We start from the raw sequence: 26,407 nt of genomic DNA on the forward strand, positions 1-26,407 counted from the left end.
GGGTCAGGCCGCAGCCGCTTTGGGCGCGTGGTCGTGCACGTTATCGAGACCGAAGTCTTCGGGAAAATGGTCGAGCGCGGACAGTACCGGGAACGGCGTCATGCCGCCCATCGCGCAGAGCGAGCCGGACACCATCGTGTCGCACAGATCGCGCAGCAACTGTACTTGCCGCGTGGACGTATCGCCGTTGCGGATCCGTCCGATCACTTCGACGCCGCGCGTCGAGCCGATCCGGCACGGCGTGCATTTGCCGCACGATTCGAGCGCGCAGAAGTGCATTGCGTACTGCGCGAGTTCGGCGAGATTGGACGTGTCGTCATGCACGACAATGCCGCCGTGGCCGACCACCGCGCCGACGGCCGCGTACGCTTCATAGTCCATGGGGATGTCCCACTGGCTTTCCGGCAGATAGGTGCCGAGCGGGCCGCCGACCTGCACTGCGCGCGCCGGGCGTCCGCTTGCCGTGCCGCCGCCGTAGTCGTAAAGCAGTTCACGCAGCGTGACGCCGAATGCCAGTTCGACCAGGCCGCCTTGCTTCACATTGCCGGCAAGCTGGAACGGCAGCGTGCCGCGCGAACGGCCCATGCCGAAGTCTTTATAGAAAGCAGCACCGCGCGCGAAGATGATGGGCACCGTCGCGAGCGTGATGACGTTGTTGATCACGGTCGGCTGGCCGTAGAGGCCGACTAGCGCCGGCACGGGCGGCTTTGCGCGCACGATGCCGCGTTTGCCTTCGAGCGATTCGAGCAGCGCGGTTTCCTCGCCGCAGACATAAGCGCCTGCGCCTTTCGCCACGAACAGCTCGAAGCGATGCGCCGCCGAGCCAAGCACGCTGTCGCCGAGCCAGCCGGCGGCGCGTGCTTTGGCGATTGCCGCTTCGAGCGTTGCGATCGAGTGCGGATATTCGCTGCGCACGTAGATATAGCCGACCGTCGCGCCGGTCACGACGCCCGCAATGATCATCCCTTCGATCAGCACGTACGGATCGCTTTCCATGACGAGGCGGTCGGAGAAGGTGCCGGAGTCGCCTTCGTCCGCATTGCACACGATATATTTCTGCGCCGCCTGGGCGCCGCGTACCGTGCGCCATTTGATGCCGGCGGGGAAGGCCGCGCCGCCGCGACCGCGCAGGCCGGATTCGATCAGCGCTTCACAGGCGTCGTCGCCGTCTGTCTGCAACGCCTGCTTGAGACCTTCGAGGCCGCCGTGGGTAACGTAATCGTCGACAGAAAGCGGATCGGTGATGCCAATGCGCGCGAAGGTCAGGCGCTGCTGCTGCTTCAGATACGGTATTTCATCGACCACACCGACACGCTGCGCGTGCTCGCCGCCGGTGATAAAGCCGGCGTCGAATAGTGCTGCAACGTCGCTCTCTTCGACATTCGCATAGCCGACGCGGCCTTCGGCCGTCGCTACTTCGACGAGCGGTTCCAGCCACAGCAAACCGCGCGAACCGTTGCGGACCAGTTCGATTTCAATGCCGCGGCGCGTGGCTTCAGCTTCGATCGCTTGAGCCAGTGCATCCGCGCCAAGCGCCAATGCCGACGAATCACAGGGAACGTAGATGCGCGTCATGCGGCGACCTCCACGCATGTGCTGGCGGCCGCGAACAACGCGTCGAACTTTTGCGGCGTGACCTTGGCGTGCAAGGTGCCGTTGACCATCATCGCCGGTGACAGGGCGCATTGGCCGAGGCAATACACCGATTCCAGCTCGACCGTCGCGCCATGCCGATGCTCCGCATCAAAACGGCAGCCGGTGTGCGACTCGATATGCTGCGCGAGCGCCTCGGTGCCCATGCTGCGGCATGCCTCGGCACGGCAAAGCTGCACCGTAACGGGCGCCGCGGGCTGCGTGCGGAAGTGGTGATAGTAGGTGATGACGCCGTGCACTTCCGCGCGCGACAGGTTCATGGCGCGCGCGAGAGGCGCAACCGTGTCGGGCGGTACGTAGCCGAGTTCGTCCTGAATGGCATGCAGTACCGCTAGCAGCGACATGCCCGGCTGCGCGTGACGCTGCACGAGCTGATCCGGTGCGGCGGCGATGGAATCGTCCAAGTGGGGCTCCTCCAAAGTCATATATGCACTTGTCATTCATAATGCGTGCACTTATGCTTCGTATATTCGATATGGGATAGCTGAACAATAGGCGGGTGATACGCCTCGTGCAATAGGAAAGCATTGAACATATATGATCAGAATCGAGTGTCAGGCGCAGCTGGTTGTGAAGGGCCCGGATGGCCGCGAGGCAAGCCTGTCGGACGTGGTGCCGCTGCTCGCGCTGGTGGACGAATCCGGCAGCATCGCGCAGGCGGCGACGCTTAAGGGTTTGTCCTACCGTCATGCGTGGGGTTTGTTGCGCAGCATTGAGGAGCGTTTGGGTGGCGCGCTGATCGCGAAGGAGCGTGGGCGCGGCTCGGTGCTGTCCGAACTCGGTCAAGCCGTGTTGCGCGCGCAGCGTTTGTGCGGTGAGCGGCTCGACGGCAATATGCAGGCGCTTGCAAGCGAAGTCGCAAGCGACCTGAACCGCTGGCTCGCGCCACCCGCCGACGACGTGCGGATCTACGCGTCGCACGGTTACGCCGTGGCGGCATTGGTGACGGCGCTGGTCGCGCATGATCAGCCGGTCGACATCAAATACCGCGACAGCGCGGACGCAGTTAGCGCGCTCGCCCGTGGCGAATGTGATCTGGCCGGCTTCCACTTGCCGCTAGGCGAGTTTCGCGCGGCGTGCGCCGATACGTATCGGCGCTGGCTCGATCCGCAGCGTCATGTGCTCGTGCACCTGACGAGGCGTAAGCAGGGTCTCTTTCTCGGCAAGGGCAATCCAAAAGGAATCGACGGCTTGAGCGACCTTGCGCGCGACGACATTCGCTTCGTCAATCGTCAGCCTGGTTCCGGCACGCGCATGCTGCTCGATCTCGCGCTACGAAAAGTCGGAGTCGATCCGGACCGGGTCAACGGTTATGCGTCGACGGAACTCACACATTCGGCGATTGCGGCGTTCGTGGCGAGTGGCATGGCGGATGTGGGTTTCGGCGTGGAGCCGGCGGCGCATCACTTCGGGCTCGACTTCATACCGATCGTAGAGGAGGACTATTACTTCGCCTGCGACCGCGCCCGGTTGGAGCGCACGCCGCTTGCAATGGTGATCGGCTTGCTGCGCGGCGCGGCGTTCCGGCACAACGTCGATCAGCTCGAAGGTTATGATCCGCGCGACTGCGGCAAGCTGCTCGATCTCGACGTGGGGCTTGGCTTAAGCACGGTGTAAGCGACTGTAAACAAAATGATGCCGTTGCCGCTGCGCGGGGCGTTTGTTTGGGATAATCTCTAACCTTCCGCTTACGCCTTAACCGCGCGCTGTGCCGCGCTGAATCGATATGAAAGCTCTTCTTCACGCATGTGCTGCGGCAGCGACGGCCGGTGTGCTTCTCGCCACCGCTTCGGTTGCCTTCGCACAGAATTCGCCGGGTGTGCCGGGCGGTATCCTGCAAGATCAGTTCCGTCTTGCCGAACATCCCCAGATGCCGTTTGCGGCGTCAGCGCCCTCGGACAAATACCAGTCCAACAAAAAGTCAGCCATGCGCAAGCGCGGCGACAACGGCGATCCGAACGGTTGTAATCTGCAATGTCCTAAAGACGAATAAGCGCGAGTCAGCGCTTTCGTGTTCGTTTGTGAAACGCCGGCATGCTGCCGGCGTTTTTCGTTTGGGCGTTTGCTTGTGCTTTTTTATCGAGCTTGTCGGCTTTAGCCTCGTCGCTCAGCGGCTATCGGTCATGGCTTCGCCGTGTGCCACATATCCTTGAAGCCGTCTCCCTTCATTTCTCCCGCCTGCTTGTCTGCTGCGTAGCGATACAGCGGATGGCCTTTGTATGCCCATTGCTGTTTGCCGTCCGCGGAAGGGATCAGCGTCCATTCGCCTGACGGCTTGTCCGATGAGCTCGCCATGGCCGCCGGCCAGTTGCTCATGCAACCGCCGGTGCAGGCGCTCACGCCGGGCGTGGTGTCTTTGTCGAAGGTATAGAGCGTCATGCCGTCCGCGCTGACGAAGCGTCCGTCGACGATCTTTGGGGCTTCGGCAAAGGCAGTCTGTTGTAGTGCGAGGAGAGTCAGCGTGGAGAGGCAGAAGAGAGTCTTGCGCATGATGTCGGCTCCTGATTTTGGTGTTGGTCTCGCGCGGGACGCGGCATGCGGGTGCGCGCGGGGAATGAACGCTTGAACGGACGCGTTTATTCCGCTTGTCTTCGCGCGGCATTGATACCCGTCAGCAAAAAAGCCCGCTCGATGAGCAGGCTTTCTGTTGTCCAGGTAGCCAACAAAAAACCCGCAAGCAGCAGGCCGCTTACGGGTTTTGAGTGCGTCTTGATGGTGCAGCTTGAAACGATGTTCTGGTGGAGGCGGCGGGAATCGAACCCGCGTCCAGAAGCACTCTACGACTAGTTCTACATACTTAGTTCTGTCATTTGATTTAACCACCATGACGCGGACGAACACGCTGCATGACGGCGATTCACTAGGTTTTCGACCTTGGCGTCGTGACGCCGCCAAGACTTAACTGACGTATATGACCTCTGTCGGTATTGCTACCGGTCTTGCGACTCTAGCCCGTCAGTGAACTAGGCAGAGGACGGCGGCCCTTAGGCTGCCAGTGCGAACGTTTCGTCGTTTGCAGTTACGTTTTCCCCATTGATTAACGAGGTGACGGGTCCTCGGTATGCCCTAGCCGCTTCGCGACCCCTGTCGAAACCAGGTCGCCCCCGCGGTTTGTTGGCCCAAACGTCTGGGCCAGCGTAGATTTTACAATAGTTTGACGGCCGCGTCCTGGCTGATTGCCTTGTTGCCGTGCCGGCTTCCTGCCGGGGCACGGTGGAGTGCCAGGACGGCGCATGTGTTGCTTGCGCCGCGTTTGCCGTGTTCACTGCACTGTATGTGTTCAGCCGATATCGCGCAGCAGCTTCTGCAATTCAGCGGGCGACTGCACGACATGCTGCGCGTGCCATTGCGCCGGTGGAATGTCGTTGCCGCAGTAGCCGTAGGCGGCCGCTATGGTCTTCATGCCGGCCGCGAAACCCGCTTGCACGTCGCGCAGGTCGTCGCCGACGTAGACGATACGCTCCGGCAACACATCCAGCTCGCGCGCGGCATGCAACAAGGGGGCCGGGTGCGGCTTTGAATGTGGGGTCGTGTCGCCGCTCACCACGCAGCCCGCGCGCTCTTCGAGGCCGAGTTGTGCGATCAGCGGCTCGGTGAGCCTTGCCACCTTGTTCGTTACGATGCCCCAGCGCACGCCCCTTGCGTCCAGATCGTCGAGCAATTCGGCGATACCGGGAAACAGCGTGGTCTCGATGCACAAGTCTGCTTCGTAGTTGGCGAGAAACTCCTCGCGCATCGACGCGAACTCGTGATGCTCAGGGCCGATTCCGAAGGCCCCGCCGATCAGTCCGCGCGCGCCCGCGGACGCGAGCGGCCGCAGGTCTTCGAGCGGCACCATATCGAGGCTGCGATCATGACGCATTTTGTTGACGGCGGCCGCCAGGTCGGGCGCGGTGTCAGCCAGCGTGCCGTCGAGGTCGAACAGGACAGCCTGGCAAAGACCAAGTGCGTCGTCAGTGTCTTCGCGCTGCGGCAGGGGCGTGGGATCGCTCATTGATTGATTGGGTCCGGGCAGGTCGGGGCGGATCAGACGTCGCGGCGGCAGGCGAGCATGTAGTTCACGCTCGTGTCGGCGGACAGCGCGAAATGCTTGCTGAGCGGGTTATAAACGATGCCTTTGATGTCGACTGTATGCAGATCGGCGGTGCGCACGAAGCCCGCCAATTCCGACGGACGGATGAAGCGTGCGTAGTCGTGCGTACCTTTGGGCAGCATCCGCGCTATATATTCCGCGCCGATCACCGCGAACAGATACGACTTCACGTTGCGGTTCAGTGTGGAGAAAAACACCCAGCCACCCGGTTTCACCAGTGTCTTGCAGGCCGCGACAATGGCGGCCGGTTCGGGCACGTGCTCGAGCATTTCCATGCAGGTGACGACGTCGTAAGTACCCGGTTCGCGGGCGGCGAGCGCCTCGGCAGCGATTTCTTCGTAATTAACGGTTACGCCACTTTCAAGGCTGTGAAGATCGGCCACGCCGAGTGCCTGGCTCGACAGATCGATTCCCTTCACGTGCGCGCCCAATCCTGCCATCGATTCCGACAGAATGCCGCCGCCGCAGCCGATATCCAGTACGGTTTTGCCGGCGAGATGCGCGTGCGCGTCGATCCAGCTCAGGCGGATCGGATTGAGTTCATGCAGCGGTTTGAATTCGGCATTCGGGTCCCACCAACGATGCGCGAGGTCGCTGAATTTCTGCAGTTCGTGGGGATCGGCGTTGGTCATAGCGGAAGCTGCCTCGATGAGAGCGTTGAGCGGGCGCTCGAGGATAAACCCTGAGTATATAGGCCGCGAGACAGGGCGGCAAAATGCCGCACAACGGCTGGCTAGTCCTGTTCTGCCAAGCGGGCGGGTGATGCTCGGAGGAGAAAGCGAGCCGCATCCGCCGCGTTGGCATAAAAAAAGCCCCGCCGAAGCGGGGCTTTGATACTGCGGTAATTTGTAGCTTACTGCTTCGAAGTACCGACAACTTCGACTTCCACGCGGCGATCCGGTGCGAGGCAGGCGATGAGTTGCTTGTGGTTCTTCTGGTTGCAACCGGTCGTGACCGGGTTGCGCTTGCCCTTGCCTTCCGTATAGATACGGTTGGACTCGATGCCCTTGCTGACGAGGTATGCCTTCACAGCTTGAGCACGGCGCAGCGACAGACGGTCGTTGTACTTGTCCGAACCGATACGGTCCGTGTAACCCGTTGCGACGACGACTTCGAGGTTCAGCGCGCCGATCTTCGATGCCAGATCGTCCAGCTTTTCCTTGCCAGCCGGCTTCAGGATAGCCTTGTCGAAGTCGAACAGAGCATCAGCTTGATACGTAATCTTTTGGCTCGTGATAGCCGGTGCAGGTGCGACCGGAGCCGGCGGGGTCGGAGCCTGGGCAACCAGGGCGCCATCGCACTTAGCGTTGGCCGTTGCCGGCGTCCAGAATGCATCGCGCCAGCAAAGCTCGTTCGTGCCGTTCATCCACACGTATTCGCCGGTACCATTCACCCAGTTGTCGTTCGTGGCTTGTCGCGACGCCGGCACCGACTGCGCCATGGCGGATGCAGCCATAACTGCGGTAGCTGCAATGAACGCGAGCTTTGAAAGTTTATTCATATTTCTCCTCTCGAAATTGAGATTACCGCAGGTTTACTGCGAGCCTGTTGACGAAGACAAGTCATACATTGCTCGAAGTATAACATCGGTGTAGAACAAAAAACGTGCTGTGTAGACTTCGAGCAGTGTCTAACTCTTTGTGCGTTGGCATTTTGCCATATCGTTCCCTTCCAACGATAAAAAAATCTGCCCCCGATCAAATCGCCCTCCAATTGTGGTGCATGCGCAACAGAAGCAATCCGCTGAAGGCACCGCCAGTCATGGCTGAGCGGCGGATTGCCTCACGCACAAATCGAGCCTGCTCCGGTTCGATAGTGGGGCGTTCAGGCGCCGCTCCCGCACGCCTGCTAATAGGTATACGTACCCCCGCCGGGGACGGATGCGCGGCATGTTAGAATCGCGTGATGCGTTGCGCCTGCAATGCTTACGCGAAGGCGCGGCGTAGTGAGGTTATCGCCGTCGCCTTGGCACGTAAAAGATACGGATAAATGGATCAATTCGCCAAAGAGACTCTGCCAATCTCCCTAGAGGAGGAAATGCGCCGTTCGTATCTCGATTACGCGATGAGCGTGATCGTGGGGCGTGCGCTTCCCGATGTTCGCGATGGCCTGAAGCCGGTGCACCGGCGCGTGCTGTACGCGATGCACGAACTGAACAACGACTGGAACCGGGCTTACAAGAAATCAGCGCGTATTGTCGGCGACGTCATCGGTAAATATCACCCGCACGGCGACACGGCTGTCTACGACACCATCGTCCGGATGGCGCAGAATTTCTCGCTCCGCTATATGCTGGTGGACGGTCAGGGCAACTTCGGTTCGGTCGACGGCGACAACGCCGCGGCGATGCGGTACACCGAAATCCGCATGGCAAAGATCGGCCACGAACTGCTGGCCGACATCGACAAGGAAACGGTCGACTTCACGCCGAACTACGACGGTAGCGAAAACGAGCCGGCCATCCTGCCGGCGCGTATTCCCAATCTGCTGATCAATGGCTCGTCCGGTATTGCGGTCGGCATGGCGACCAACATCCCGCCGCACAACCTGAATGAGGTTGTCGACGCATGTCAGCACCTGCTGAAAAATCCGGAAGCCACGATCGACGAACTGATCGAGATCATCCCGGCACCTGATTTCCCGACCGCCGGCATCATCTACGGCGTGGCCGGCGTGCGCGACGGCTATCGCACGGGCCGCGGCCGCGTGTTGATGCGCGCGCTTACGCACTTCGAGGAAATCGACCGCGGTCAGCGCATGTCGATCATCGTCGACGAATTGCCGTACCAGGTGAACAAGCGTTCGCTTCTGGAGCGCATCGCCGAGCTGGTCAACGAGAAGAAGCTCGAAGGCATCTCCGACATCCGCGACGAATCCGACAAGAGCGGCATGCGCGTCGTGATCGAGCTGAAGCGCGGCGAAGTGCCGGAAGTGGTTCTCAATAATCTGTACAAGGCGACCCAGCTTCAAGACACCTTCGGCATGAACATGGTCGCGCTGGTCGACGGCCAGCCGAAGCTGCTGAACCTGAAGGAAATGCTGTCGTGCTTCCTGTCGCATCGCCGGGAAGTGCTGACGCGGCGCACTGTATACGAACTGCGTAAGGCACGTGAACGCGGTCACGTGCTCGAAGGGCTGGCAGTCGCGCTCGCCAACATCGACGAATTCATCGCGCTCATCAAGGCCGCGCCCACGCCGCCGATCGCCAAGCAGGAATTGATGGCGCGTCCGTGGGATTCGTCGCTGGTACGCGAAATGTTGTCGCGCGCCGAGACGGAAAACGCGTCGGCCGGTGGTCGTGAGGCTTATCGCCCGGAGGGTTTGAACCCGTCCTTCGGCATGCAGTCCGACGGCCTCTACCGCTTGTCCGACACCCAGGCTCAGGAAATCTTGCAGATGCGTCTGCAACGCCTGACGGGTCTGGAGCAGGACAAGATCATCGGCGAGTACCGCGAAGTGATGGCGCAAATCGCCGACCTGCTGGACATTCTGGCTCGCCCGGAACGCATTACGGCGATCATCGTCGACGAACTGACGTCGATCAAAGCCGAATTCGGCGACGCACGCCGCTCGAAGATCGAGCTGAATGCAACCGAGCTGAACACCGAAGACCTGATCACGCCGCAAGAGATGGTCGTGACCATGTCGCACGCCGGCTATGTGAAATCGCAGCCGCTGTCCGAATATAGTGCGCAGAAGCGGGGTGGTCGCGGCAAACAGGCCACGGCGATGAAAGAAGACGACTGGATCGACACGCTGTTCATCGCGAACACGCACGATCACATTCTGTGCTTCTCGAATCGTGGTCGCGTCTACAGCGTGAAGGTCTACGAAGTGCCGCAAGGCTCGCGGAACTCACGCGGCCGTCCGATCATCAATATTTTCCCGCTTCAGGACGGCGAGAAGATTACGGTTGTCTTGCCGGTAAAGGAATTCTCGGCTGACAAATTCGTCTTTATGGGCACCGCGTTAGGAACTGTAAAAAAGACGCCGTTAGAAGCCTTTGGCCGCGTGTTGCGCAAGGGTATTATTGCGGTCGGTCTGGATGACGGCGACTACCTGATCGGCGCCGCCATTACGGACGGCCAGCATGACGTAATGCTGTTCTCGGATTCCGGCAAGGCAGTGCGTTTCGACGAAAACGACGTCCGTCCGATGGGCCGTGAGGCGCGTGGTGTGCGCGGCATGCAGCTTGAAGACGGTCAGAGTGTGATCGCATTGCTGGTGGCTGGCGACGAACAGCAGTCGGTGTTGACCGCAACCGAGAACGGCTACGGCAAGCGCACGCCCATCACCGAGTACACGCGTCACGGGCGCGGTACGAAGGGAATGATCGCGATCCAGACGTCGGAACGGAACGGCAAGGTCGTCGCCGCCACGCTGGTGGATCAGGAAGCGCAGATCATGTTGATCACCAATACGGGCGTGCTGATTCGTACGCGCGTATCGGAAATTCGAGAAATGGGACGCGCAACCCAAGGTGTTACACTCATCAGCCTTGACGAAGGGACCAAGCTTTCAGGTCTGCAACAGGTTGCTGAGGCGGAAGCGGATGTAGATGTGGAAGGCGACACCGAAGGTCCTGCCGAAGGCGACAACGGCGGTGAAGACGGTGGTGCGGCCTGATTCGCGTCGGCAGTTCAGTCTCAGTTATTGGTTGAAAGCTGCGCAGGGAACAATGGCGTGTCGGGCCGATACGCATCCCGCGCTGTTCGCAGTTCAAGTTAATTTCTCTTAGGGAGTAATGATGCAAAAACGATTCAAACAACTGATGTTGCTGGCTGCTCTCGTGCCGACCTTCGCCATGGCTCAAGCGCTTCAGAGCCCGGCCCCGGCGGCTCCGGCTGCTGCCGCTGCACCGGTTGATCCGGCCAAGCAGGCTGCAATCAAGGACCTGCTGGACGCAATCGATGCACAGAAGCTCGTCGGCGCAATTGGCAACAGCGCCCAGATGCAAGCCAAGCAACTGGTCCCGGCTATCCTGTCGGACGCCCTGAGCGAAAACAAGACGATGACGGACAAGCAGAAGCAGGCTTCCGTCCCGACGCTGCAAAAGAATGCAGTGCCGAAGCTGGTTGACGGCGCAGGCCAGGTGTTTGCAACGGATTCCTTCCGTCAAGACGCCATGCAAGCTCAGTACGACGCTTACGCGAAGTACTACAGCACGTCGGAAATCAAGGATCTGACCGCGTTCTACAAGAGCCCGACCGGCCGCAAGTTCATCCAGGTCCAGGACCAGGTTGGCCGCGACGTTGTGAACGGCTTGATGCAAAAGTACATGCCGCAATCGATCAAGGCAACGCGTGACCAGGCTGACAAGGAAGTCGCTTCGGTCAAGCCGGCTAAGTAAGCCAGCTAGTTAAGCCAAAAGGTCGAAAGGCTGCGCTGACATCGCGCTAGCCGCCGCTCGGCAAGCTATACGGCGTGCCGGGTTTGGCGGGTTGGGGGCGACAATGCGATAATGGCCGTTTGCGCACACGCGCAGACGGCCATTTTCTTTTTGGGCGCGAAATTGTTGCCAAACGCGTCGTTAAACTCGCGTTGTCGAGTGCGCGTCGTTAACTTTGCAGCGGCTGCCGTTGTAGCGGCTGCCTTGCGATTGCAAACTTCGCCGATTTTTGCGCGATCTGTTCGTTTTTCGCGCCAGCTTCCAGGATCTCACGATGCGCGTTTTTAATTTCTCCGCCGGCCCCGCTGCCATGCCCGAAGAAGTGCTGCGTCAGGCAGCCGACGAGATGCTCGATTGGCAGGGCAGTGGCATGAGCGTGATGGAAATGAGCCATCGCGGTAAAGAATTCATGTCGATCCACGAGGAAGCGCTCGTCGATCTGCGCGAACTGCTCGAGGTGCCTGCCAGCCACCGCATCCTGTTTCTGCAAGGCGGTGGCCTGGGCGAAAACGCAATTGTGCCGATGAATCTGATGGGCGCGAAACCGCGCGCGGATTTCGTCGTGACCGGTTCGTGGTCGCAGAAGTCGCTCAAGGAAGCGCAAAAATACGGCACCGTGCATCTGGCGGCGAGCGGCCAGACGGCAGAGGGTTTCACCCGTGCACCGGCGCGCTCCGAATGGCAACTGTCTGACGATCCGGCTTACGTGCATCTGTGCACCAACGAGACCATTCACGGCGTCGAGACGTTCGAGATTCCCGATCTCGGCGATATTCCGCTGGTGGCGGACGCTTCGTCGCACATCCTGTCGCGTCCGATGGACATCGCCAAATACGGCGTGTTGTTCGGTGGCGCGCAGAAGAACATCGGCATGGCGGGCGTGACGGTTGTGATCGTGCGCGAAGACATGCTGGATCGCGCGCAGTTGATCTGCCCGTCGGCGTTCGAATGGAAAACCGTCGCCGAGAATAATTCGATGTACAACACGCCGCCCACGTATGCGATTTACGTTGCCGGGCTGGTGTTCAAGTGGTTGAAGAAGCAGGGCGGCCTTGCCGCGATGGAAGCGCGTAACCTCGAAAAATCGAAGCTGTTGTACGACGCGATCGATTCGAGCAGCTTCTATCTGAACAAGGTCGAGCATGGCTCGCGCTCGCGGATGAACGTACCGTTTTTCCTCACCGACGAGTCGCGCAACGATGATTTCCTGGCCGGCGCGAAAGCCCGGGGAATGGTGCAGCTAAAGGGCCACAAGTCCGTCGGCGGCATGCGGGCGTCGATTTATAACGCCGTCCCGCTCGAAGGCGTCAAAGCGCTTGTCGAATACATGAAGGAATTCGAACAGCGCAGCGCCTGATCGTCTTAGGAATTCAGGCGCGCGCATCCTTTCCAGCACGCATTTGTGCAGCAGCTACCGGCAGGGCCGTTTTCACGCATGGACGACGAACTCAATACCCGACTCAAACCCCTTCGCGAACGCATCGACGCGCTCGACGCGCAGTTGATCGCGCTTCTCAATCAGCGTGCCGCGGTGGCGCTCGAAGTGGGTGAAGTCAAGAAGCATTTCAACGCGCCGGTGTTCCGCCCGGAACGCGAGCAGCAGGTGATCGCGCGCTTGCAGGATATGAGCGATGGCCCATTGGCCAGCGAACATATCAGTGCGATCTGGCGCGAGATCATGGCCGCGAGCCGCGCGCTCGAAAAGACCATCAAAGCCGCGTATCTCGGCCCGGTCGGCACGTATAGCGAACAGGCCATGCACGAGTACTTCGGTCAGTCGATCGAAGGTCTGCCGTGCCCGTCGATCGACGAAGTATTTCGCTCGGTCGAAGCAGGCGCAGCCGAATTCGGCGTTGTGCCGGTTGAGAATTCGACCGAAGGCGCGGTGTCGCGCACGCTCGATCTGCTGCTGCAAACCCAGCTCACGATCGGCGGCGAACTGGCCTTGCCGATTCACCACAATCTCCTGACGCTGAACGGCGGCCTCACCGGCGTGAAGCGGGTGTGCGCGCACGCGCAGGCGTTAGCTCAGTGCCAGCGCTGGCTCGCGACGAACGCGCCGCATCTCGAGCGCCAGGCAGTGTCGAGCAATGCCGAAGCTGCGCGCATGGCGGCGGAAGATCCGACTGTCGCAGCGATCGCCGGCGATCGCGCGGCGACCCACTACGGTCTCCAGGTTGCCTATGCCCTGATCCAGGACGACCCGCATAACCGCACGCGTTTCGTGATGATCGGCAAGGAGCGCACCGGCGTTAGCGGGCACGACCAGACGTCGTTGATCGTTTCGGTGGCGAACGAGCCGGGTGCCGTGTTCAAACTGTTGGAGCCGCTGGCGCGACACAGCGTATCGATGACCCGTTTCGAATCGCGTCCGGCGCGCGTCGGCACGTGGGAGTACTACTTCTACATCGACGTCGAAGGCCATCGCGACGAGCCGGCGGTCGCCGCCGCGCTCACCGAACTCGGCCAGAAGGCCGCGTTCCTGAAGATACTCGGCTCGTATCCACGCGCCCGTTGATGTCGGCTGAGGCGCGCGCCTGCCGCAGGTTCACTCACTACTAATTAGTCGTTCGGAGATTTTCATGACAACGTCCTTCGGTCCTTCCTATGTGCGCGCGATTGCGCCTTACATCGCCGGCAAGCCGATTTCGGAAGTGGCCCGTGAGTTTGGCCTCGACGAAGCGACGATCGTGAAGCTCGCCTCGAACGAAAATCCGCTCGGCATGCCGGAATCGGCGCAACGCGCCATGGCGCAAGCGGCCAGCGAACTCGGCCGCTATCCGGACGCGAATGCATTCGAACTGAAGGCGGCGCTGAGCGAGCGTTACGGCGTGCCGGCCGATTGGGTGACGCTTGGCAACGGCAGCAACGACATCCTCGAAATTGCCGCGCACGCGTTAGTCGAAAGGGGGCAGTCGATCGTTTACGCCCAGTATTCGTTCGCGGTCTACGCGCTCGCCACGCAAGGCGTGGGTGCGCGTGCGGTCGTCGTACCCGCCGTCAAATACGGCCACGATCTCGACGCGATGCTTGCCGCGATCACGGACGACACCCGGCTGATCTTTGTCGCGAACCCGAACAACCCGACCGGTACCTTTATCGAAGGCGCGAAGATCGAGGCGTTTCTCGACAAGGTGCCGCGCAACGTGGTCGTCGTGCTCGACGAGGCGTACACGGAATATCTGCCGGAAGAAAAGCGTTACGACTCGATCGCATGGGTGCGCCGTTATCCGAATCTGCTGGTGTCGCGCACGTTCTCGAAGGCGTTTGGACTCGCCGGCTTGCGTGTCGGCTTCGCAATCGCCCAGCAAGAGTTGACCGATCTGCTGAATCGTCTGCGTCAGCCGTTCAACGTGAACACGCTGGCGCAAGCCGCGGCGATCGCGGCGCTGAACGACACGGCGTTTCTGGAAAAGAGCGCGGCCTTGAATGCGCAAGGCTATCGCCGCCTGACCGAAGCGTTCGACAAACTCGGCCTCGAATTTGTGCCGTCGGACGGCAACTTCGTACTGGTGCGCGTCGGCAATGACGATGCAGCAGGCAACCGCGTCAACCTCGAGTTGCTCAAGCAGGGCGTGATTGTTCGCCCGGTTGGCAACTACGGTTTGCCGCAATGGCTGCGCATCACGATCGGTCTGCCGGAAGAAAACGAAGCGTTCCTCGCGGCGCTCGAAAAGACGCTCGCTACCGCGTAAGCGGATGACCTTGACCCGCGCGCCTCACTTTATGAATGGCGCGCTTTTTTTGTGATCGACGTGGCTGCGTTCTCTTTTAATAAGCTGGTGATTTTCGGTGTCGGCCTGATCGGCGGATCGCTCGCGCGCGCCTTGCGCGAGCGGGGCGAGGCGGCAGGCGCGCGAACGGTGATTGGTGTTGGGCGATCGTCCGCGTCGACGGCGCGCGCGTTGGAATTGGGTGTGATCGACGCAGTCGCGGCGTTGAACGACGACGTCGCATTGCGTGACGCGTTGTCCGGCGCCGATTTCGTGCTGCTTGCCGCACCCGTCGCGCAGACGCAACCGCTGCTCGAACGTATTGCACCGTTTCTCGACGCAAGCACGATCGTCACCGATGCCGGCAGCACCAAGTCCGACGTGGTTGCAGCGGCGCGCGCGGCGCTCGGCGCGCGCATCGCCCAGTTCGTGCCGGGGCATCCGATTGCCGGCCGTGAGGCGAGCGGCCCGGATGCGGCGTTGCCCGACCTGTATGTGAACCGCAACGTCGTGTTGTGTCCGCTGCCGGAAAACGCGCCGGAAGCGGTCGAGCGCGTTGCTGCGATGTGGCGCGCTACCGGCGCCTGTGTGCGAGACATGGCGCCCGAGCAGCATGACCGTGTGCTTGCGTCGGTCAGCCATTTGCCGCACGTTTTGTCTTTCGCGCTAGTCGAGCAGATTCTCAATTCGCCCGACGCCGCGCTGAAATTCTCATTCGCCGCCGGTGGTTTCCGTGACTTCACGCGCATCGCTGCGTCGAGCCCGGAGATGTGGCGCGACGTGTGCGTGGCGAATCGGGTTGCGTTGCTTGCCGAACTGGATGCGTACACGGCCGTGCTCGCGCGTTTGCGCGCCGCGATCGACGCCGCCGACGGCGCCGCGCTCGAAGCCGTGTTCGCGCGCTCGCGCGTCGCGCGCAGCGAATGGCAGGAACAGCGCACTGCCGGGGCCGCGCTCGGCGACGCCTCGAAATAACCGGAGCTGGACTCAATCATGGAATTCCTCGATCTCGGACCATTTTCTCGTGCGTCCGGCACGGTTCGTTTGCCGGGTTCGAAAAGCATTTCGAATCGTGTGCTGCTGCTCGCGGCGCTCGCCGAAGGCGAAACGACGATCACGAACCTGCTCGACTCCGACGACACCCGCGTGATGCTTGACGCGCTCGAAAAGCTCGGCGTGCGCCTGAAGCGCGAGGGCGACACTTGTGTCGTGACCGGTACGCGCGGCGCGTTTACAGCGCGCAAAGCCGATCTGTTCCTCGGCAATGCCGGCACGGCGGTGCGCCCGCTGACCGCGGCGCTCGCGGTGAATGGCGGCGACTATCGTATTCACGGTGTGCCCCGCATGCACGAACGACCGATCGGCGATCTGGTCGACGGCTTGCGGCAGATCGGCGCGAAGATCGACTACGAAGAGAATGACGGCTATCCGCCTCTGCGGATTCGCCCGGCGCAGATTCTGGCCGACGCGCCGATTCGCGTGCGCGGCGACGTGTCGAGCCAGTTCCTGACTTCGCTGCTGATGACGCTGCCGCTGCTGCGCACCGAAAGCGGCGTGACGACCGTGCAGGTGGACGGCGAGCTGATCTCGAAGCCCTACATCGAGATCACGATCAAGCTGATGGAGCGTTTTGGCATCAAGGTCGAGCGCCATGAATGGCATCGGTTCATTGTGCCGGCGGGGCAGCGCTATCAATCGCCGGGCGCCATCATGGTGGAAGGCGATGCGTCGTCGGCGTCGTATTTCCTGGCGGCGGGTGCGCTCGGCGGCGGGCCATTGCGGGTGGAGGGCGTCGGCCGGTCCAGCATCCAGGGCGACGTCGGCTTTGCCGATGCGCTCATCAAGATGGGCGCAAACCTGCAGATGGGCGAAGACTGGATCGAAGTGCGCGGTGTCGGCAACGACAACGGCAAGCTCGATCCGATCGACATGGACTTCAACCTGATTCCCGACGCCGCGATGACGATCGCCGTCGCCGCGCTGTTCGCGGACGGCACGACCACGCTGCGCAACATTGCCAGTTGGCGCGTCAAGGAAACCGACCGCATTGCGGCGATGGCTACCGAACTGCGCAAGGTCGGTGCGACGGTGCAGGAGGGTGAGGACTTTCTCGTCGTCACACCGCCTGAAAAACTGATTCCGAACGCCTCGGTCGACACCTACGACGATCACCGCATGGCGATGTGCTTCTCGCTCGTGAGCCTGGGCGGCGTGCCGATCCGGATCAACGACCCCAAGTGCGTCGGCAAGACATTCCCCGATTATTTCGAGCGCTTCACCGCGCTCGCTCAACCCTGATTCGCCCCCGAATCGACTGACGTGCGACTTTTTCGATGAAACCGACCCGTCCCTTTCACCAGACGCCCGTCATTACGATCGACGGCCCGAGTGCTTCCGGCAAAGGCACCGTGGCCGCGCTGGTTGCCGCGAGCCTCGGCTTTCACCTGCTGGATAGTGGAGCGTTGTACCGGCTCGCCGCGCTGGCCAGCATCCGCTATAAGGTCGACGCGGACGATGCGGACGCGCTTGTAAAGCTGATCGACGATCTGCACATCACTTTTCGCGAGGGGATGGCGCAGCTCGACGGTGCCGACGTATCCGCCGACATTCGCGCGGAAGAAGTCGGTAGCCGCGCCTCGGCGATCGCCGTGCATGTGCCCGTGCGAACCGCGCTGGTGGCCCGTCAGCGGGCTTTCCGCAAGGAGCCGGGGCTGGTCGCCGACGGCCGCGACATGGGCACGGTAATCTTTCAGGATGCCGTGCTGAAGGTGTTCATGACCGCCAGCGTCGAGGCCCGTGCGGCGCGCCGGCATAAGCAATTGATCCAAAAAGGATTTTCTGCTAATATAGATGACTTGCTCCGGGATTTGCGTGAGCGCGACGAGCGTGACAGTCAACGCGCGGCCGCGCCGCTCAAGCCCGCAGCGGATGCAAAGCTGCTTGATACCTCGGCATTGTCCATCGACCAGGCGGTCGAACAGGTGGTGCAGTGGTATGAAGCATTGGTCCCGCATGCCTGATGTCCGGGCAGTGTTTGAGTAGCGGGCGCAGTGGAGAGAAGTACCGTTGTCAGTAGGTGCTCCGCGTGTGTCGTGGAGCGTGTTTTAACCCCTTAACCCCGCGTGGCATTCGCATTCTTGCCGAAGTTGCTGACCGTCCGGCCAGCCGGGCACCGCGAGAACCATGCAAAATTTGATTTTTATGTCCGACCTGCAAACTTCCAACCCGAATACCGAATCTTTTGCGGCTCTGTTCGAAGAGTCGCTGACCAAGCAAGACATGCGCGCCGGCGAAGTGATTTCCGCCGAAGTCGTGCGTGTTGACCACAACTTCGTGGTCGTCAACGCTGGTCTCAAGTCCGAAGCCTACATCCCGCTCGAAGAGTTCCTGAACGACGCGGGCGAGGTAGAAGTGCAGGCGGGCGACTTCGTTTCCGTCGCGATCGACGCGCTGGAAAACGGCTATGGCGACACGATCCTGTCGCGCGACAAGGCGAAGCGTCTGGCTTCGTGGCTGTCGCTGGAAAAGGCTCTCGACAACAACGAACTCGTGACCGGCACGATCACGGGTAAGGTCAAGGGCGGCATGACCGTCATGGTCAACGGCATCCGCGCGTTCCTGCCGGGTTCGCTGGTTGACACGCGTCCGGTCAAGGACACGACCCCGTACGAAGGCAAGACGCTGGAATTCCGCGTCATCAAGCTCGACCGCAAGCGTAACAACGTCGTGCTGTCGCGCCGTGCTGTGATCGAAGCCACCCAGGGCGAAGAGCGCGCAAAGCTGCTCGAAACGCTGAAGGAAGGCGCGATTGTGGAAGGCGTGGTGAAGAACATCACCGATTACGGCGCGTTCGTGGACCTCGGCGGTATCGACGGCCTGCTGCACATCACCGACATCGCATGGCGTCGTGTGCGTCACCCGAGCGAAGTTCTGTCGGTTGGCCAGGAAGTTACCGCGAAGATCCTCAAGTTCGATCAAGAGAAGAACCGCGTTTCGCTGGGTATCAAGCAACTGGGCGACGATCCGTGGGAAGGCATCTCGCGCCGTTACCCGTCGGGCACGCGTCTGTTCGGTAAGGTCACCAACATCACCGACTACGGCGCATTCGTCGAAGTGGAATCGGGCATCGAAGGCCTGGTTCACGTGTCGGAAATGGACTGGACGAACAAGAACGTTGCACCGTCGAAGGTTGTTCAGCTGGGCGACGAAGTCGAAGTCATGGTTCTCGAAATCGACGAAGACCGCCGCCGTATCAGCCTCGGCATGAAGCAATGCAAGCCGAACCCGTGGGACGACTTCAGCCGCAACTTCAAGAAGGGCGACAAGCTGCAAGGCGCAATCAAGTCGATCACCGACTTCGGCGTCTTCATCGGTCTGCCGGGCGGCATCGACGGTCTGGTTCACCTGTCGGACCTGTCGTGGAGCGAAACGGGCGAAGAAGCAGTTCGCAAGTACAAGAAGGGCGACGAAGTGGAAGCGATTGTTCTCGGCATCGACGTCGAGAAGGAACGCATTTCGCTGGGTATCAAGCAGCTCGAAGGCGACCCGTTCAGCAACTTCGTTGCAATGAACGACAAGGGTTCGATCGTCGACGGCGTGGTCAAGACGGTAGATGCGAAGGGTGCTGTGGTTCAGTTGTCGGCGGAAGTCGAAGGCTACCTGCGCGCTTCGGAGTTGTCGCAAGACCGCGTGGAAGATGCACGCAACGTCCTGAAGGACGGCGACAAGGTCAATGCGATGATCATCAACATCGACCGCAAGTCGCGTGGCATCAACCTGTCGATCAAGGCCAAGGATTCGGCTGAGCAACAGGAAGCGATCCGCGGCCTGGCTTCGTCGGATTCGAACTCGGCTGCTACCGGCACGACGAACCTCGGCGCGCTGCTGAAGGCCAAGCTCGACGGCCAGAACCAGTAATTGAGGAACGCCCCCAAATCTGGCGCTTTGCGCCAGATCTCCCGCAAGGGGGAACCCCCCAAGGGACTTCCTTCGGGGCGCAAAATATGGGGGCGGCCCGGCGTTTTCTTGAGAGGTCTGCTGCAGTATGACCAAATCGGAATTGGTCGCCCAGCTGGCTACGCGATTCCCGCAGCTTGTACTTAAAGATGCGGATTTTGCGGTGAAGACGATGCTTGATGCGATGTCGGAGGCGCTTGCCAACGGCCATCGCATCGAAATTCGCGGCTTCGGCAGCTTCGGCCTTAATCGTCGTCCGTCCCGCGTAGGGCGTAATCCGAAGTCGGGCGAGAAGGTGCTGGTACCTGAGAAGTACGTACCGCATTTCAAGCCTGGCAAGGAATTGCGCGAGCGGGTAGATCGGCGTTCGGGCGAGCCGCTGAAGGCCGATGAGCCGGATGACGACGACCTGTAAATGCTTCGCTGTGCTGTTCGCGGCATGGCATTGGTAGCGTTAGCGGCCAAAGCCAGACGGCAAAAGACCAGAAAAAGCGCCTTCGGGCGCTTTTTTTTCGTCCGTAATCTTCGTTTATAGTCGTTGCCACCCGTGCTTTTCACCTGCAGGCACGACGCGGCAGCCTGGCCATGCGGCTGGCGCGTCCCCAAAATTCAAGCTGCCTGCTCACACACGCTCTTGCGGCAAGATAAACCTCACGTCAGTCCTCTATCAGCCAGTTCCTGCCCAGCCGCGAGGGCTTCAATTACAATACGGGTCACTTCGGCGCGGGCAACACCGTGGCGCGACGCGTCATCAAGCCGGCGTCACCCCGCAACTGCCGTCAAGAGACCTATTCATGAAATTTATCGTCTGGCTGATCCGTGTGCTGGTGTTCGTGCTCCTGCTGGTGCTCGCGCTTTCCAATACACAACCCGCTACGCTGAATTTCCTCGCTGGCTACGCGTGGTCGGCGCCTTTGATTCTGATCGGCCTCGCGTTCTTCGTGGTGGGGCTGCTGGCCGGACTGGTGTCGTCGATGCCGGCCATGGTGCGTCTGCGCATGGAGAATGGCCGGCTCAAGCGCGAGCTGCGTGTGGCGCGTGAAGCTCCGGTGGTGGTCGAACAGCCGCCTATGCCGCCGCTGATCTAAGTTGTCTTCTGCCATGCTTCTGAAGCGTGGCTTTCCGTTTCCGCTGTTCCGCACATTTGCATTGATCGCATGGATCTAGACTTCTGGTGGCTGCTTGTCATACCCGTCGCATTTGCGTTCGGCTGGATGGCCGCGCGCTACGACCTCAAGACGCTGCTGTCCGAAAGCGCCAACCTGCCGAGGTCGTACTTCCGCGGCCTGAATTTCCTGCTCAACGAGCAGCCGGACCAGGCGATCGATGCGTTTATCGAAGTCGTCAAACTCGACCCGGAAACGATCGAGTTGCATTTCGCGCTGGGCAATCTGTTCCGCCGCCGCGGTGAGACCGACCGCGCGATTCGCGTGCATCAGAACCTGCTGAGCCGCACCGATCTGCCCGTCACCGAGCGCGATCACGCGCTGTACGAGCTGGGCCAGGACTTCCTGAAGGCCGGTTTGCTCGATCGTGCCGAAGAGACCTTCCGTTCGCTCGAAACCGGCAATTACGCACTGGGCGCGCAGCGTGCGCTGCTGACCATCTACCAGATCGAGAAAGACTGGGTTAAATCGATCGATACCGCGCGCCACCTGGAAACCATGGGCGCCGAGTCGCTCGACAAGGAAATCGCGCAGTTCCATTGCGAACTCGCGCAGGAAGCGCTCCAGCAGAAAAATGCGGATGAGGCGCGCCGTCAGCTAGGCTTTGCGTTGAAGGCGAACCCGACCAACGTGCGCGCCACGATCCTGTTCGGCGACGTTGATGCGACAGCCGATGCGCAAGAGGCGGCTATCGTCCAGTGGCGGCGCGTCGAGGAACAGAATCCCGCCTATTTGCCGCTCGTCGCGGAAAAGCTGATGAAGGCCTATGAGGCGCTTGGCCGTCCGCAGGATGGCGCCGATCTGCTCACCACGTGGGTGGATCGCTATCCGTCGAACGATCTGCTCGACGTGACCTATCAGCACATTGCGGCGGTACGTGGGCCCGATGCCGCGCATGCGCTGGCGCGCTCGCAGATGCAGAAGTCGCCGAATCTGGCGGGCATGACGCGTCTTCTGGAAGCCCAGGAAGCCGTCGCGGAAGAGCCGCGGCGCAGCGAGCTTGAATTGATGCGTACGCTGATTCGCCAGCGCACCAAAAATCTGCCACGGTATACGTGCCAGAATTGTGGTTTCAGGGCACGGCTGTTCTACTGGCAGTGCCCGGGTTGCAGCGGTTGGGAAACCTATGCGCCGCGTCGCGTCGAACCGATTACGGCGTCGAACTGATAGCGAATGCAATCGTGTAGCCGCGCCGCAACGACGGCGGCCCGTCGGGCAAATTAAGCCGGACGGGATCATGACGGCCTTGTTCACTACGAGAAACCCTCACCGGAACCCTCTACCGGAAAGCGTATGAAAATCACCATTATCGGCACGGGTTATGTTGGCCTTGTCACCGGCGCGTGCCTCGCCGAAATCGGCCACGACGTCTTCTGTCTCGACGTCGATCCGCGCAAGATCGAAATCCTCAACAACGGTGGCGTGCCAATCCACGAGCCGGGGTTGCTGGAGATCATCGCCCGCACGCGCAAGGCGCGCCGCATCACGTTTTCGACGGATATCGAAGCGAGCGTGGCGCACGGTGAGGTGCAGTTCATCGCCGTTGGCACGCCGCCCGACGAAGACGGCTCGGCCGATCTGCAATATGTGCTCGAAGCGGCGCGCAACATCGGCCGCACAATGAATGGCTTCAAGGTGATCGTCGACAAATCGACAGTGCCGGTCGGCACCGCGCAACGCGTACGCGCCGTGGTCGAAGAGGAGTTGGCCAAACGCGGGCTCGCCAATAGCGAGCAGCACCGTTTCTCGGTGGTGTCCAACCCGGAGTTTCTGAAGGAAGGCGCGGCGGTGGACGACTTCATGCGCCCCGATCGCATCGTGCTCGGCAGCGACGAAGACGAAGCCGGCATGCGCGCGCGCGAACTGATGAAGCGTCTGTACGCGCCGTTCAACCGCAATCACGACCGCACGCTGTACATGGACGTGCGCTCGGCTGAATTCACGAAATACGCAGCCAATGCGATGCTCGCCACGCGCATCTCGTTCATGAACGAGATGTCGAATCTGGCGGATCGGGTTGGCGCAGATATCGAAGCGGTGCGCCGCGGCATCGGCTCGGACCCGCGCATCGGCTATCATTTCCTGTATGCCGGTTGCGGCTACGGTGGCTCGTGCTTCCCGAAGGACGTGCAGGCGCTGATCCGCACCGCCAGCGAAAGCGGCCACAATCTGCGCATTCTCGAAGCGGTCGAGGAAGTGAATTACAAGCAGAAAGACGTGCTGGTGCAAAAAATCACGGGCAAGCTCGGTGAAGACCTGAGCGGCCGCACGTTCGCCGTGTGGGGCCTCGCGTTCAAGCCGAATACCGACGACATGCGCGAGGCGCCGAGCCGTCGCGTGATCGCTGAATTGCTGGCGCGTGGCGCTCAGGTTCGTGCGTACGATCCGGTCGCGGTGGCCGAAGCGCGCCGCGTGTTCGCCATGGATCTGCACGATGCGCCGGAGCAGCAGGCGCGTCTCACGTTCACAAGCACCCAGGACGAAACGCTTACTGGCGCCGACGCGCTGGTGGTCGTCACCGAATGGAAGGAATTCAAGAGCCCGGATTTCGTGCACCTGAAATCAGTGCTGAAGTCACCGCTGATTTTCGACGGCCGCAATCTGTACGAACCGGACGCGATGACCGAGCTCGGCATCGACTATCACTCGATCGGACGACCTTATGCCCAGTCCTCTGAATTTTCGGCCGGTGGCGCCAGCAATGCCTGAGGCTGCCCAGTCCACGCCCGTGGCGGGCCTTACCGTGGTGCCGCGAGAACGCCTCGGCGCGGCGCGCGTGCTGGTGGTCGGCGATGTGATGCTCGATCGCTACTGGTTCGGCGACGTGAACCGTATTTCGCCGGAAGCGCCGGTGCCGGTCGTGCACGTGCAGCGCCAGGAAGACCGCCTCGGCGGCGCCGCGAACGTCGCGCGCAATGCGGTTGCGCTCGGTGCGCAAGCGGGTTTGCTGTGCGTGGTCGGTCATGACGAGCCCGGCGAGCGCATCGTGCAACTGCTCGGCGAGAGCGGGGTGGTGCCGCATCTGGAACGCGATCCGGATTTGCTCACCACCATCAAACTGCGCGTGCTGTCGCGTCAGCAGCAATTGCTGCGCGTCGATTTCGAAAACTCGCCGGCCCACGAAGTGCTGCTCGCGGGCCTCGCGCGTTTCGACGATCTGCTGCCGTCACATGACGTGATCCTGATGTCGGATTACGCGAAGGGCGGGCTCACGCACGTCACGCAGATGATTGCAAAGGCGCATGCGGCAGGCAAACCGGTGCTGGTCGATCCCAAGGGCGACGATTGGGAGCGCTATCGCGGCGCCACGCTGATCACGCCGAATCGCGCCGAGTTGCGCGAGGTGGTCGGCCAGTGGAAATCCGAAGAAGATCTGATCGCGCGCGTGACTAAACTTCGCGCTGATCTCGAGTTCAAGGCGTTGCTGCTGACGCGTTCGGAAGAGGGCATGACGCTCTTCTCCGACGACGGTATCCTGTACGCCTCGGCCGTTGCGCGCGAAGTGTATGATGTGTCGGGCGCGGGCGACACCGTGATCGCTACGCTCGCCGCCATGCTCGGCGCGGGTCTTACGCTGGTCGAGGCGGTCGGGCTCGCAAATCGCGCGGCCGGCATCGTGGTCGGCAAGCTCGGCACCGCCACAGTCAACTACGACGAACTTTTTCATTGATGCGAGCCGCCGGGTTCCTTGCTTTGCACGCTTCAGTTGCAGCGGCGCAAAAGAGGAATCCGCGAGGCATCAACTGAACTCTTTACCGCAGGATCATCATGACCCTCATCGTCACCGGCGCGGCCGGCTTTATTGGCAGCAATCTCGTGAAGGCGCTCAACGAGCGCGGTGAGCAACGCATCATCGCCGTCGACAATCTCACGCGCGCGGACAAATTCAAGAACCTGGTCGATTGCGAGATCGACGATTATCTCGACAAGACTGAATTTGTGGAGCGCTTCAGGCGCGGCGACTTCGGCAAAGTGCGTGCGATTTTCCACGAAGGCGCCTGCTCGGACACGATGGAAACCGACGGCCGCTACATGATGGAGAACAACTTCCGTTATAGCCGCGACGTGCTCGATGTCTGCCTCGCGCAGAACATCCAGTTTCTGTACGCGTCTTCGGCGGCCACGTATGGCGGCTCGAGCCGCTTCGTCGAGGAGCGCGAGGTCGAGCAACCGCTGAACGTGTACGGCTATTCGAAGTTTCTGTTCGATCAGGTGATTCGCCGCGTGCTGCCCACCGCGAAAAGCCAGATTGCCGGTTTCCGTTATTTCAACGTGTACGGGCCGCGCGAGACGCACAAGGCGCGCATGGCGTCGGTGGCGTTTCATAACTTCAACCAGTTCCGGGCGGAAGGCAAGGTCAAGCTGTTCGGTGAATACAACGGCTATGCCGCAGGCGAGCAGACCCGTGATTTCGTCTCCGTTGAAGACGTGGTCAAGGTGAACCTGTTCTTCTTCGACAATCCGGACAAGTCGGGCATCTTCAACCTGGGCAGTGGTCGTGCGCAGCCGTTTAACGACATTGCGAGCACGGTGGTCAATACGCTGCGTGCGTTGAACAATGAGCCGTCGTTGTCGCTCGCGGATCAGGTGCAACGCGGGCTGATCGAATACATTCCGTTTCCCGACGCATTGCGCGGCAAGTACCAGTGCTTCACGCAGGCGGATCAGTCGAAGCTGCGCGCTGCCGGCTACGATGCGCCGTTCCTGAGCGTGCAGGAAGGTGTCGATCGCTACGTACGTTGGCTATTCGGCCAGGTGTAAATCTTTCGGATACCTCTTTAAACTGGAATCTCCCGGTTGGTGATGGTCGCCAACCGGTTGTACGAGGGAGATTCCATATGTTTCGAAAAATTCTGGTTACCGCGGCCATGCTCGCCGCTTTCGGCCACGCGTATGCGGCGGTCGACGTCAACACGGCTAACGAAGATGCGCTGCGAGGCATCAAGGGCATCGGTCCTGCCAAAGCGAAAGCCATTCTCGAAGAGCGTACAGCGCATGGTCCGTTCAAGGACCCGTCCGATCTCGGCAAGCGCGTCAAAGGCATGGGCGGGCATACCGTCGAGCGCCTGCAGGCGGAGGGTCTCGCTGTCGGTCCGGCTGGCGCGGTTGCTAACACGCAGGCTGCGGCGTCTGCACAAACCAGGGGCGCGGCCGCTGCGGGCAATGGCGCCAACGCGGCCACTGCCGAAAAGAGCAACGCCACTGTGGCGGTGAAGAAATAGCCTGACGCGGGCCGTGCGCGCGAGGCGGGTCACCTCTGCGCGCCTGGTCCGTTACCGTCGTTCCCCTTCATGGTCGGAGTGGGTAAGAACACTCCTTCAGCTGTCATGCAGATGACTGGCTCCCGCGGTTCTCAGCTGCGGGCTTTTTGCGTTGGGCCGCAGGTAATGCGCGCCTGCATCCATGCGGGCAGAAGGGCCGTACGGCAGCCGCGCGC

At 61.2% G+C, this 26,407-nt stretch carries 24 protein-coding genes and 1 other RNA gene; 18 read left to right on the forward strand and 7 right to left on the reverse strand.

Features of this window, described 5'->3' with window-relative positions:
* Positions 1 to 3: 3 nt before the first annotated feature.
* Positions 4 to 1,575 (reverse strand): formate dehydrogenase beta subunit, encoded by a 1,572-nt coding sequence (locus tag PQR40_RS05725; RefSeq protein WP_408508596.1) that lies wholly within the window; start codon positions 1,573 to 1,575, stop codon positions 4 to 6.
* Positions 1,572 to 2,057: an NAD(P)H-dependent oxidoreductase subunit E gene (locus PQR40_RS05730; protein ID WP_408222397.1), complete on the reverse strand. Its 486-nt coding sequence runs from the start codon at positions 2,055 to 2,057 to the stop codon at positions 1,572 to 1,574. Before PQR40_RS05730 ends, PQR40_RS05725 begins: the two co-directional genes overlap by 4 nt.
* Before the next feature lie 133 nt (positions 2,058 to 2,190).
* Between PQR40_RS05730 and PQR40_RS05735 the strand changes: the two genes are divergently transcribed.
* A complete protein-coding gene (locus PQR40_RS05735; protein ID WP_408222395.1) occupies positions 2,191 to 3,270 on the forward strand; it encodes a substrate-binding domain-containing protein in 1,080 nt (359 codons plus the stop codon).
* Between the two features lie 109 nt (positions 3,271 to 3,379).
* On the forward strand, positions 3,380 to 3,646 hold the full coding sequence (locus tag PQR40_RS05740) for a hypothetical protein (protein WP_408222393.1): 267 nt from the start codon (positions 3,380 to 3,382) through the stop codon (positions 3,644 to 3,646).
* A gap of 128 nt (positions 3,647 to 3,774) precedes the next feature.
* Here the strand turns inward: PQR40_RS05740 and PQR40_RS05745 are convergent, their stop codons facing one another.
* The 5 genes from PQR40_RS05745 to ompA form a co-directional block, all read right to left on the reverse strand.
* Complete coding sequence (locus PQR40_RS05745; RefSeq protein ID WP_408508597.1) at positions 3,775 to 4,143, reverse strand: COG4315 family predicted lipoprotein; 369 nt, start codon at positions 4,141 to 4,143, stop codon at positions 3,775 to 3,777.
* Positions 4,144 to 4,389: 246 nt separating this feature from the next.
* Positions 4,390 to 4,759: a transfer-messenger RNA gene (ssrA, locus tag PQR40_RS05750) on the reverse strand.
* 174 nt (positions 4,760 to 4,933) lie between these two features.
* The gene (locus tag PQR40_RS05755) at positions 4,934 to 5,647 is read right to left on the reverse strand and encodes an HAD-IA family hydrolase (RefSeq protein WP_408222377.1); all 714 of its coding nucleotides are present in this window, start codon (positions 5,645 to 5,647) and stop codon (positions 4,934 to 4,936) included.
* Positions 5,648 to 5,679: 32 nt separating this feature from the next.
* Positions 5,680 to 6,378, reverse strand: coding sequence for a bifunctional 2-polyprenyl-6-hydroxyphenol methylase/3-demethylubiquinol 3-O-methyltransferase UbiG (gene ubiG, locus PQR40_RS05760; RefSeq protein WP_408222375.1), 699 nt, complete (start codon positions 6,376 to 6,378; stop codon positions 5,680 to 5,682).
* Between the two features lie 221 nt (positions 6,379 to 6,599).
* The gene (gene ompA, locus PQR40_RS05765; RefSeq protein WP_028200089.1) at positions 6,600 to 7,247 is read right to left on the reverse strand and encodes an outer membrane protein OmpA; all 648 of its coding nucleotides are present in this window, start codon (positions 7,245 to 7,247) and stop codon (positions 6,600 to 6,602) included.
* 488 nt (positions 7,248 to 7,735) lie between these two features.
* On the opposite strand from ompA, the gene gyrA reads away from it, so the two are divergent.
* The 16 genes from gyrA to PQR40_RS05845 all read left to right on the forward strand — a co-directional run bounded on the left by gyrA (position 7,736) and on the right by PQR40_RS05845 (position 26,192).
* Positions 7,736 to 10,372: a DNA gyrase subunit A gene (gene gyrA / locus PQR40_RS05770; protein ID WP_459251788.1), complete on the forward strand. Its 2,637-nt coding sequence runs from the start codon at positions 7,736 to 7,738 to the stop codon at positions 10,370 to 10,372.
* Between the two features lie 121 nt (positions 10,373 to 10,493).
* Positions 10,494 to 11,096 carry a DUF2059 domain-containing protein gene (locus PQR40_RS05775; RefSeq protein WP_054037403.1) on the forward strand — a complete coding sequence of 201 codons (603 nt, stop codon included), beginning with the start codon at positions 10,494 to 10,496 and terminating at the stop codon, positions 11,094 to 11,096.
* A 313-nt stretch (positions 11,097 to 11,409) separates the two neighbouring features.
* Positions 11,410 to 12,492, forward strand: a complete 1,083-nt coding sequence (gene serC / locus PQR40_RS05780; RefSeq protein ID WP_408222373.1) for a 3-phosphoserine/phosphohydroxythreonine transaminase — start codon at positions 11,410 to 11,412, stop codon at positions 12,490 to 12,492.
* A 78-nt stretch (positions 12,493 to 12,570) separates the two neighbouring features.
* On the forward strand, positions 12,571 to 13,653 hold the full coding sequence (gene pheA, locus PQR40_RS05785; protein ID WP_408222371.1) for a prephenate dehydratase: 1,083 nt from the start codon (positions 12,571 to 12,573) through the stop codon (positions 13,651 to 13,653).
* Positions 13,654 to 13,717: 64 nt separating this feature from the next.
* Positions 13,718 to 14,830, forward strand: coding sequence for a histidinol-phosphate transaminase (gene hisC / locus PQR40_RS05790; RefSeq protein WP_408222369.1), 1,113 nt, complete (start codon positions 13,718 to 13,720; stop codon positions 14,828 to 14,830).
* A gap of 51 nt (positions 14,831 to 14,881) precedes the next feature.
* Entirely contained in the window at positions 14,882 to 15,823 is a 942-nt protein-coding gene (locus tag PQR40_RS05795) for a prephenate dehydrogenase (protein WP_408333880.1), read from the forward strand.
* 18 nt (positions 15,824 to 15,841) lie between these two features.
* On the forward strand, positions 15,842 to 17,146 hold the full coding sequence (gene aroA / locus PQR40_RS05800) for a 3-phosphoshikimate 1-carboxyvinyltransferase (protein ID WP_408222365.1): 1,305 nt from the start codon (positions 15,842 to 15,844) through the stop codon (positions 17,144 to 17,146).
* Between the two features lie 35 nt (positions 17,147 to 17,181).
* Entirely contained in the window at positions 17,182 to 17,868 is a 687-nt protein-coding gene (gene cmk / locus PQR40_RS05805) for a (d)CMP kinase (RefSeq protein ID WP_408222363.1), read from the forward strand.
* A 163-nt stretch (positions 17,869 to 18,031) separates the two neighbouring features.
* Positions 18,032 to 19,765: a 30S ribosomal protein S1 gene (gene rpsA / locus PQR40_RS05810; protein WP_408222361.1), complete on the forward strand. Its 1,734-nt coding sequence runs from the start codon at positions 18,032 to 18,034 to the stop codon at positions 19,763 to 19,765.
* Between the two features lie 127 nt (positions 19,766 to 19,892).
* Positions 19,893 to 20,219, forward strand: coding sequence for an integration host factor subunit beta (locus PQR40_RS05815; RefSeq protein WP_028200079.1), 327 nt, complete (start codon positions 19,893 to 19,895; stop codon positions 20,217 to 20,219).
* A 379-nt stretch (positions 20,220 to 20,598) separates the two neighbouring features.
* Positions 20,599 to 20,892, forward strand: a complete 294-nt coding sequence (locus tag PQR40_RS05820) for a LapA family protein (protein WP_074282569.1) — start codon at positions 20,599 to 20,601, stop codon at positions 20,890 to 20,892.
* Positions 20,893 to 20,961: 69 nt separating this feature from the next.
* Positions 20,962 to 22,137: a lipopolysaccharide assembly protein LapB gene (gene lapB, locus PQR40_RS05825; RefSeq protein ID WP_408222359.1), complete on the forward strand. Its 1,176-nt coding sequence runs from the start codon at positions 20,962 to 20,964 to the stop codon at positions 22,135 to 22,137.
* 126 nt (positions 22,138 to 22,263) lie between these two features.
* The gene (locus tag PQR40_RS05830; protein ID WP_408333889.1) at positions 22,264 to 23,679 is read left to right on the forward strand and encodes a UDP-glucose dehydrogenase family protein; all 1,416 of its coding nucleotides are present in this window, start codon (positions 22,264 to 22,266) and stop codon (positions 23,677 to 23,679) included.
* A complete protein-coding gene (gene rfaE1, locus PQR40_RS05835) occupies positions 23,633 to 24,640 on the forward strand; it encodes a D-glycero-beta-D-manno-heptose-7-phosphate kinase (protein WP_408222355.1) in 1,008 nt (335 codons plus the stop codon). The genes PQR40_RS05830 and rfaE1 overlap by 47 nt, the downstream gene beginning before the upstream one ends.
* A 98-nt stretch (positions 24,641 to 24,738) precedes the next feature.
* Entirely contained in the window at positions 24,739 to 25,731 is a 993-nt protein-coding gene (gene rfaD / locus PQR40_RS05840) for an ADP-glyceromanno-heptose 6-epimerase (RefSeq protein ID WP_408222353.1), read from the forward strand.
* 77 nt (positions 25,732 to 25,808) lie between these two features.
* A complete protein-coding gene (locus PQR40_RS05845) occupies positions 25,809 to 26,192 on the forward strand; it encodes a ComEA family DNA-binding protein (RefSeq protein WP_408222351.1) in 384 nt (127 codons plus the stop codon).
* Positions 26,193 to 26,407: the final 215 nt, after the last annotated feature.

It is taken from the genome of Paraburkholderia sediminicola, assembly GCF_046026855.1.
GTDB classification, from domain to species: Bacteria; Pseudomonadota; Gammaproteobacteria; order Burkholderiales; family Burkholderiaceae; genus Paraburkholderia; species Paraburkholderia sediminicola_A.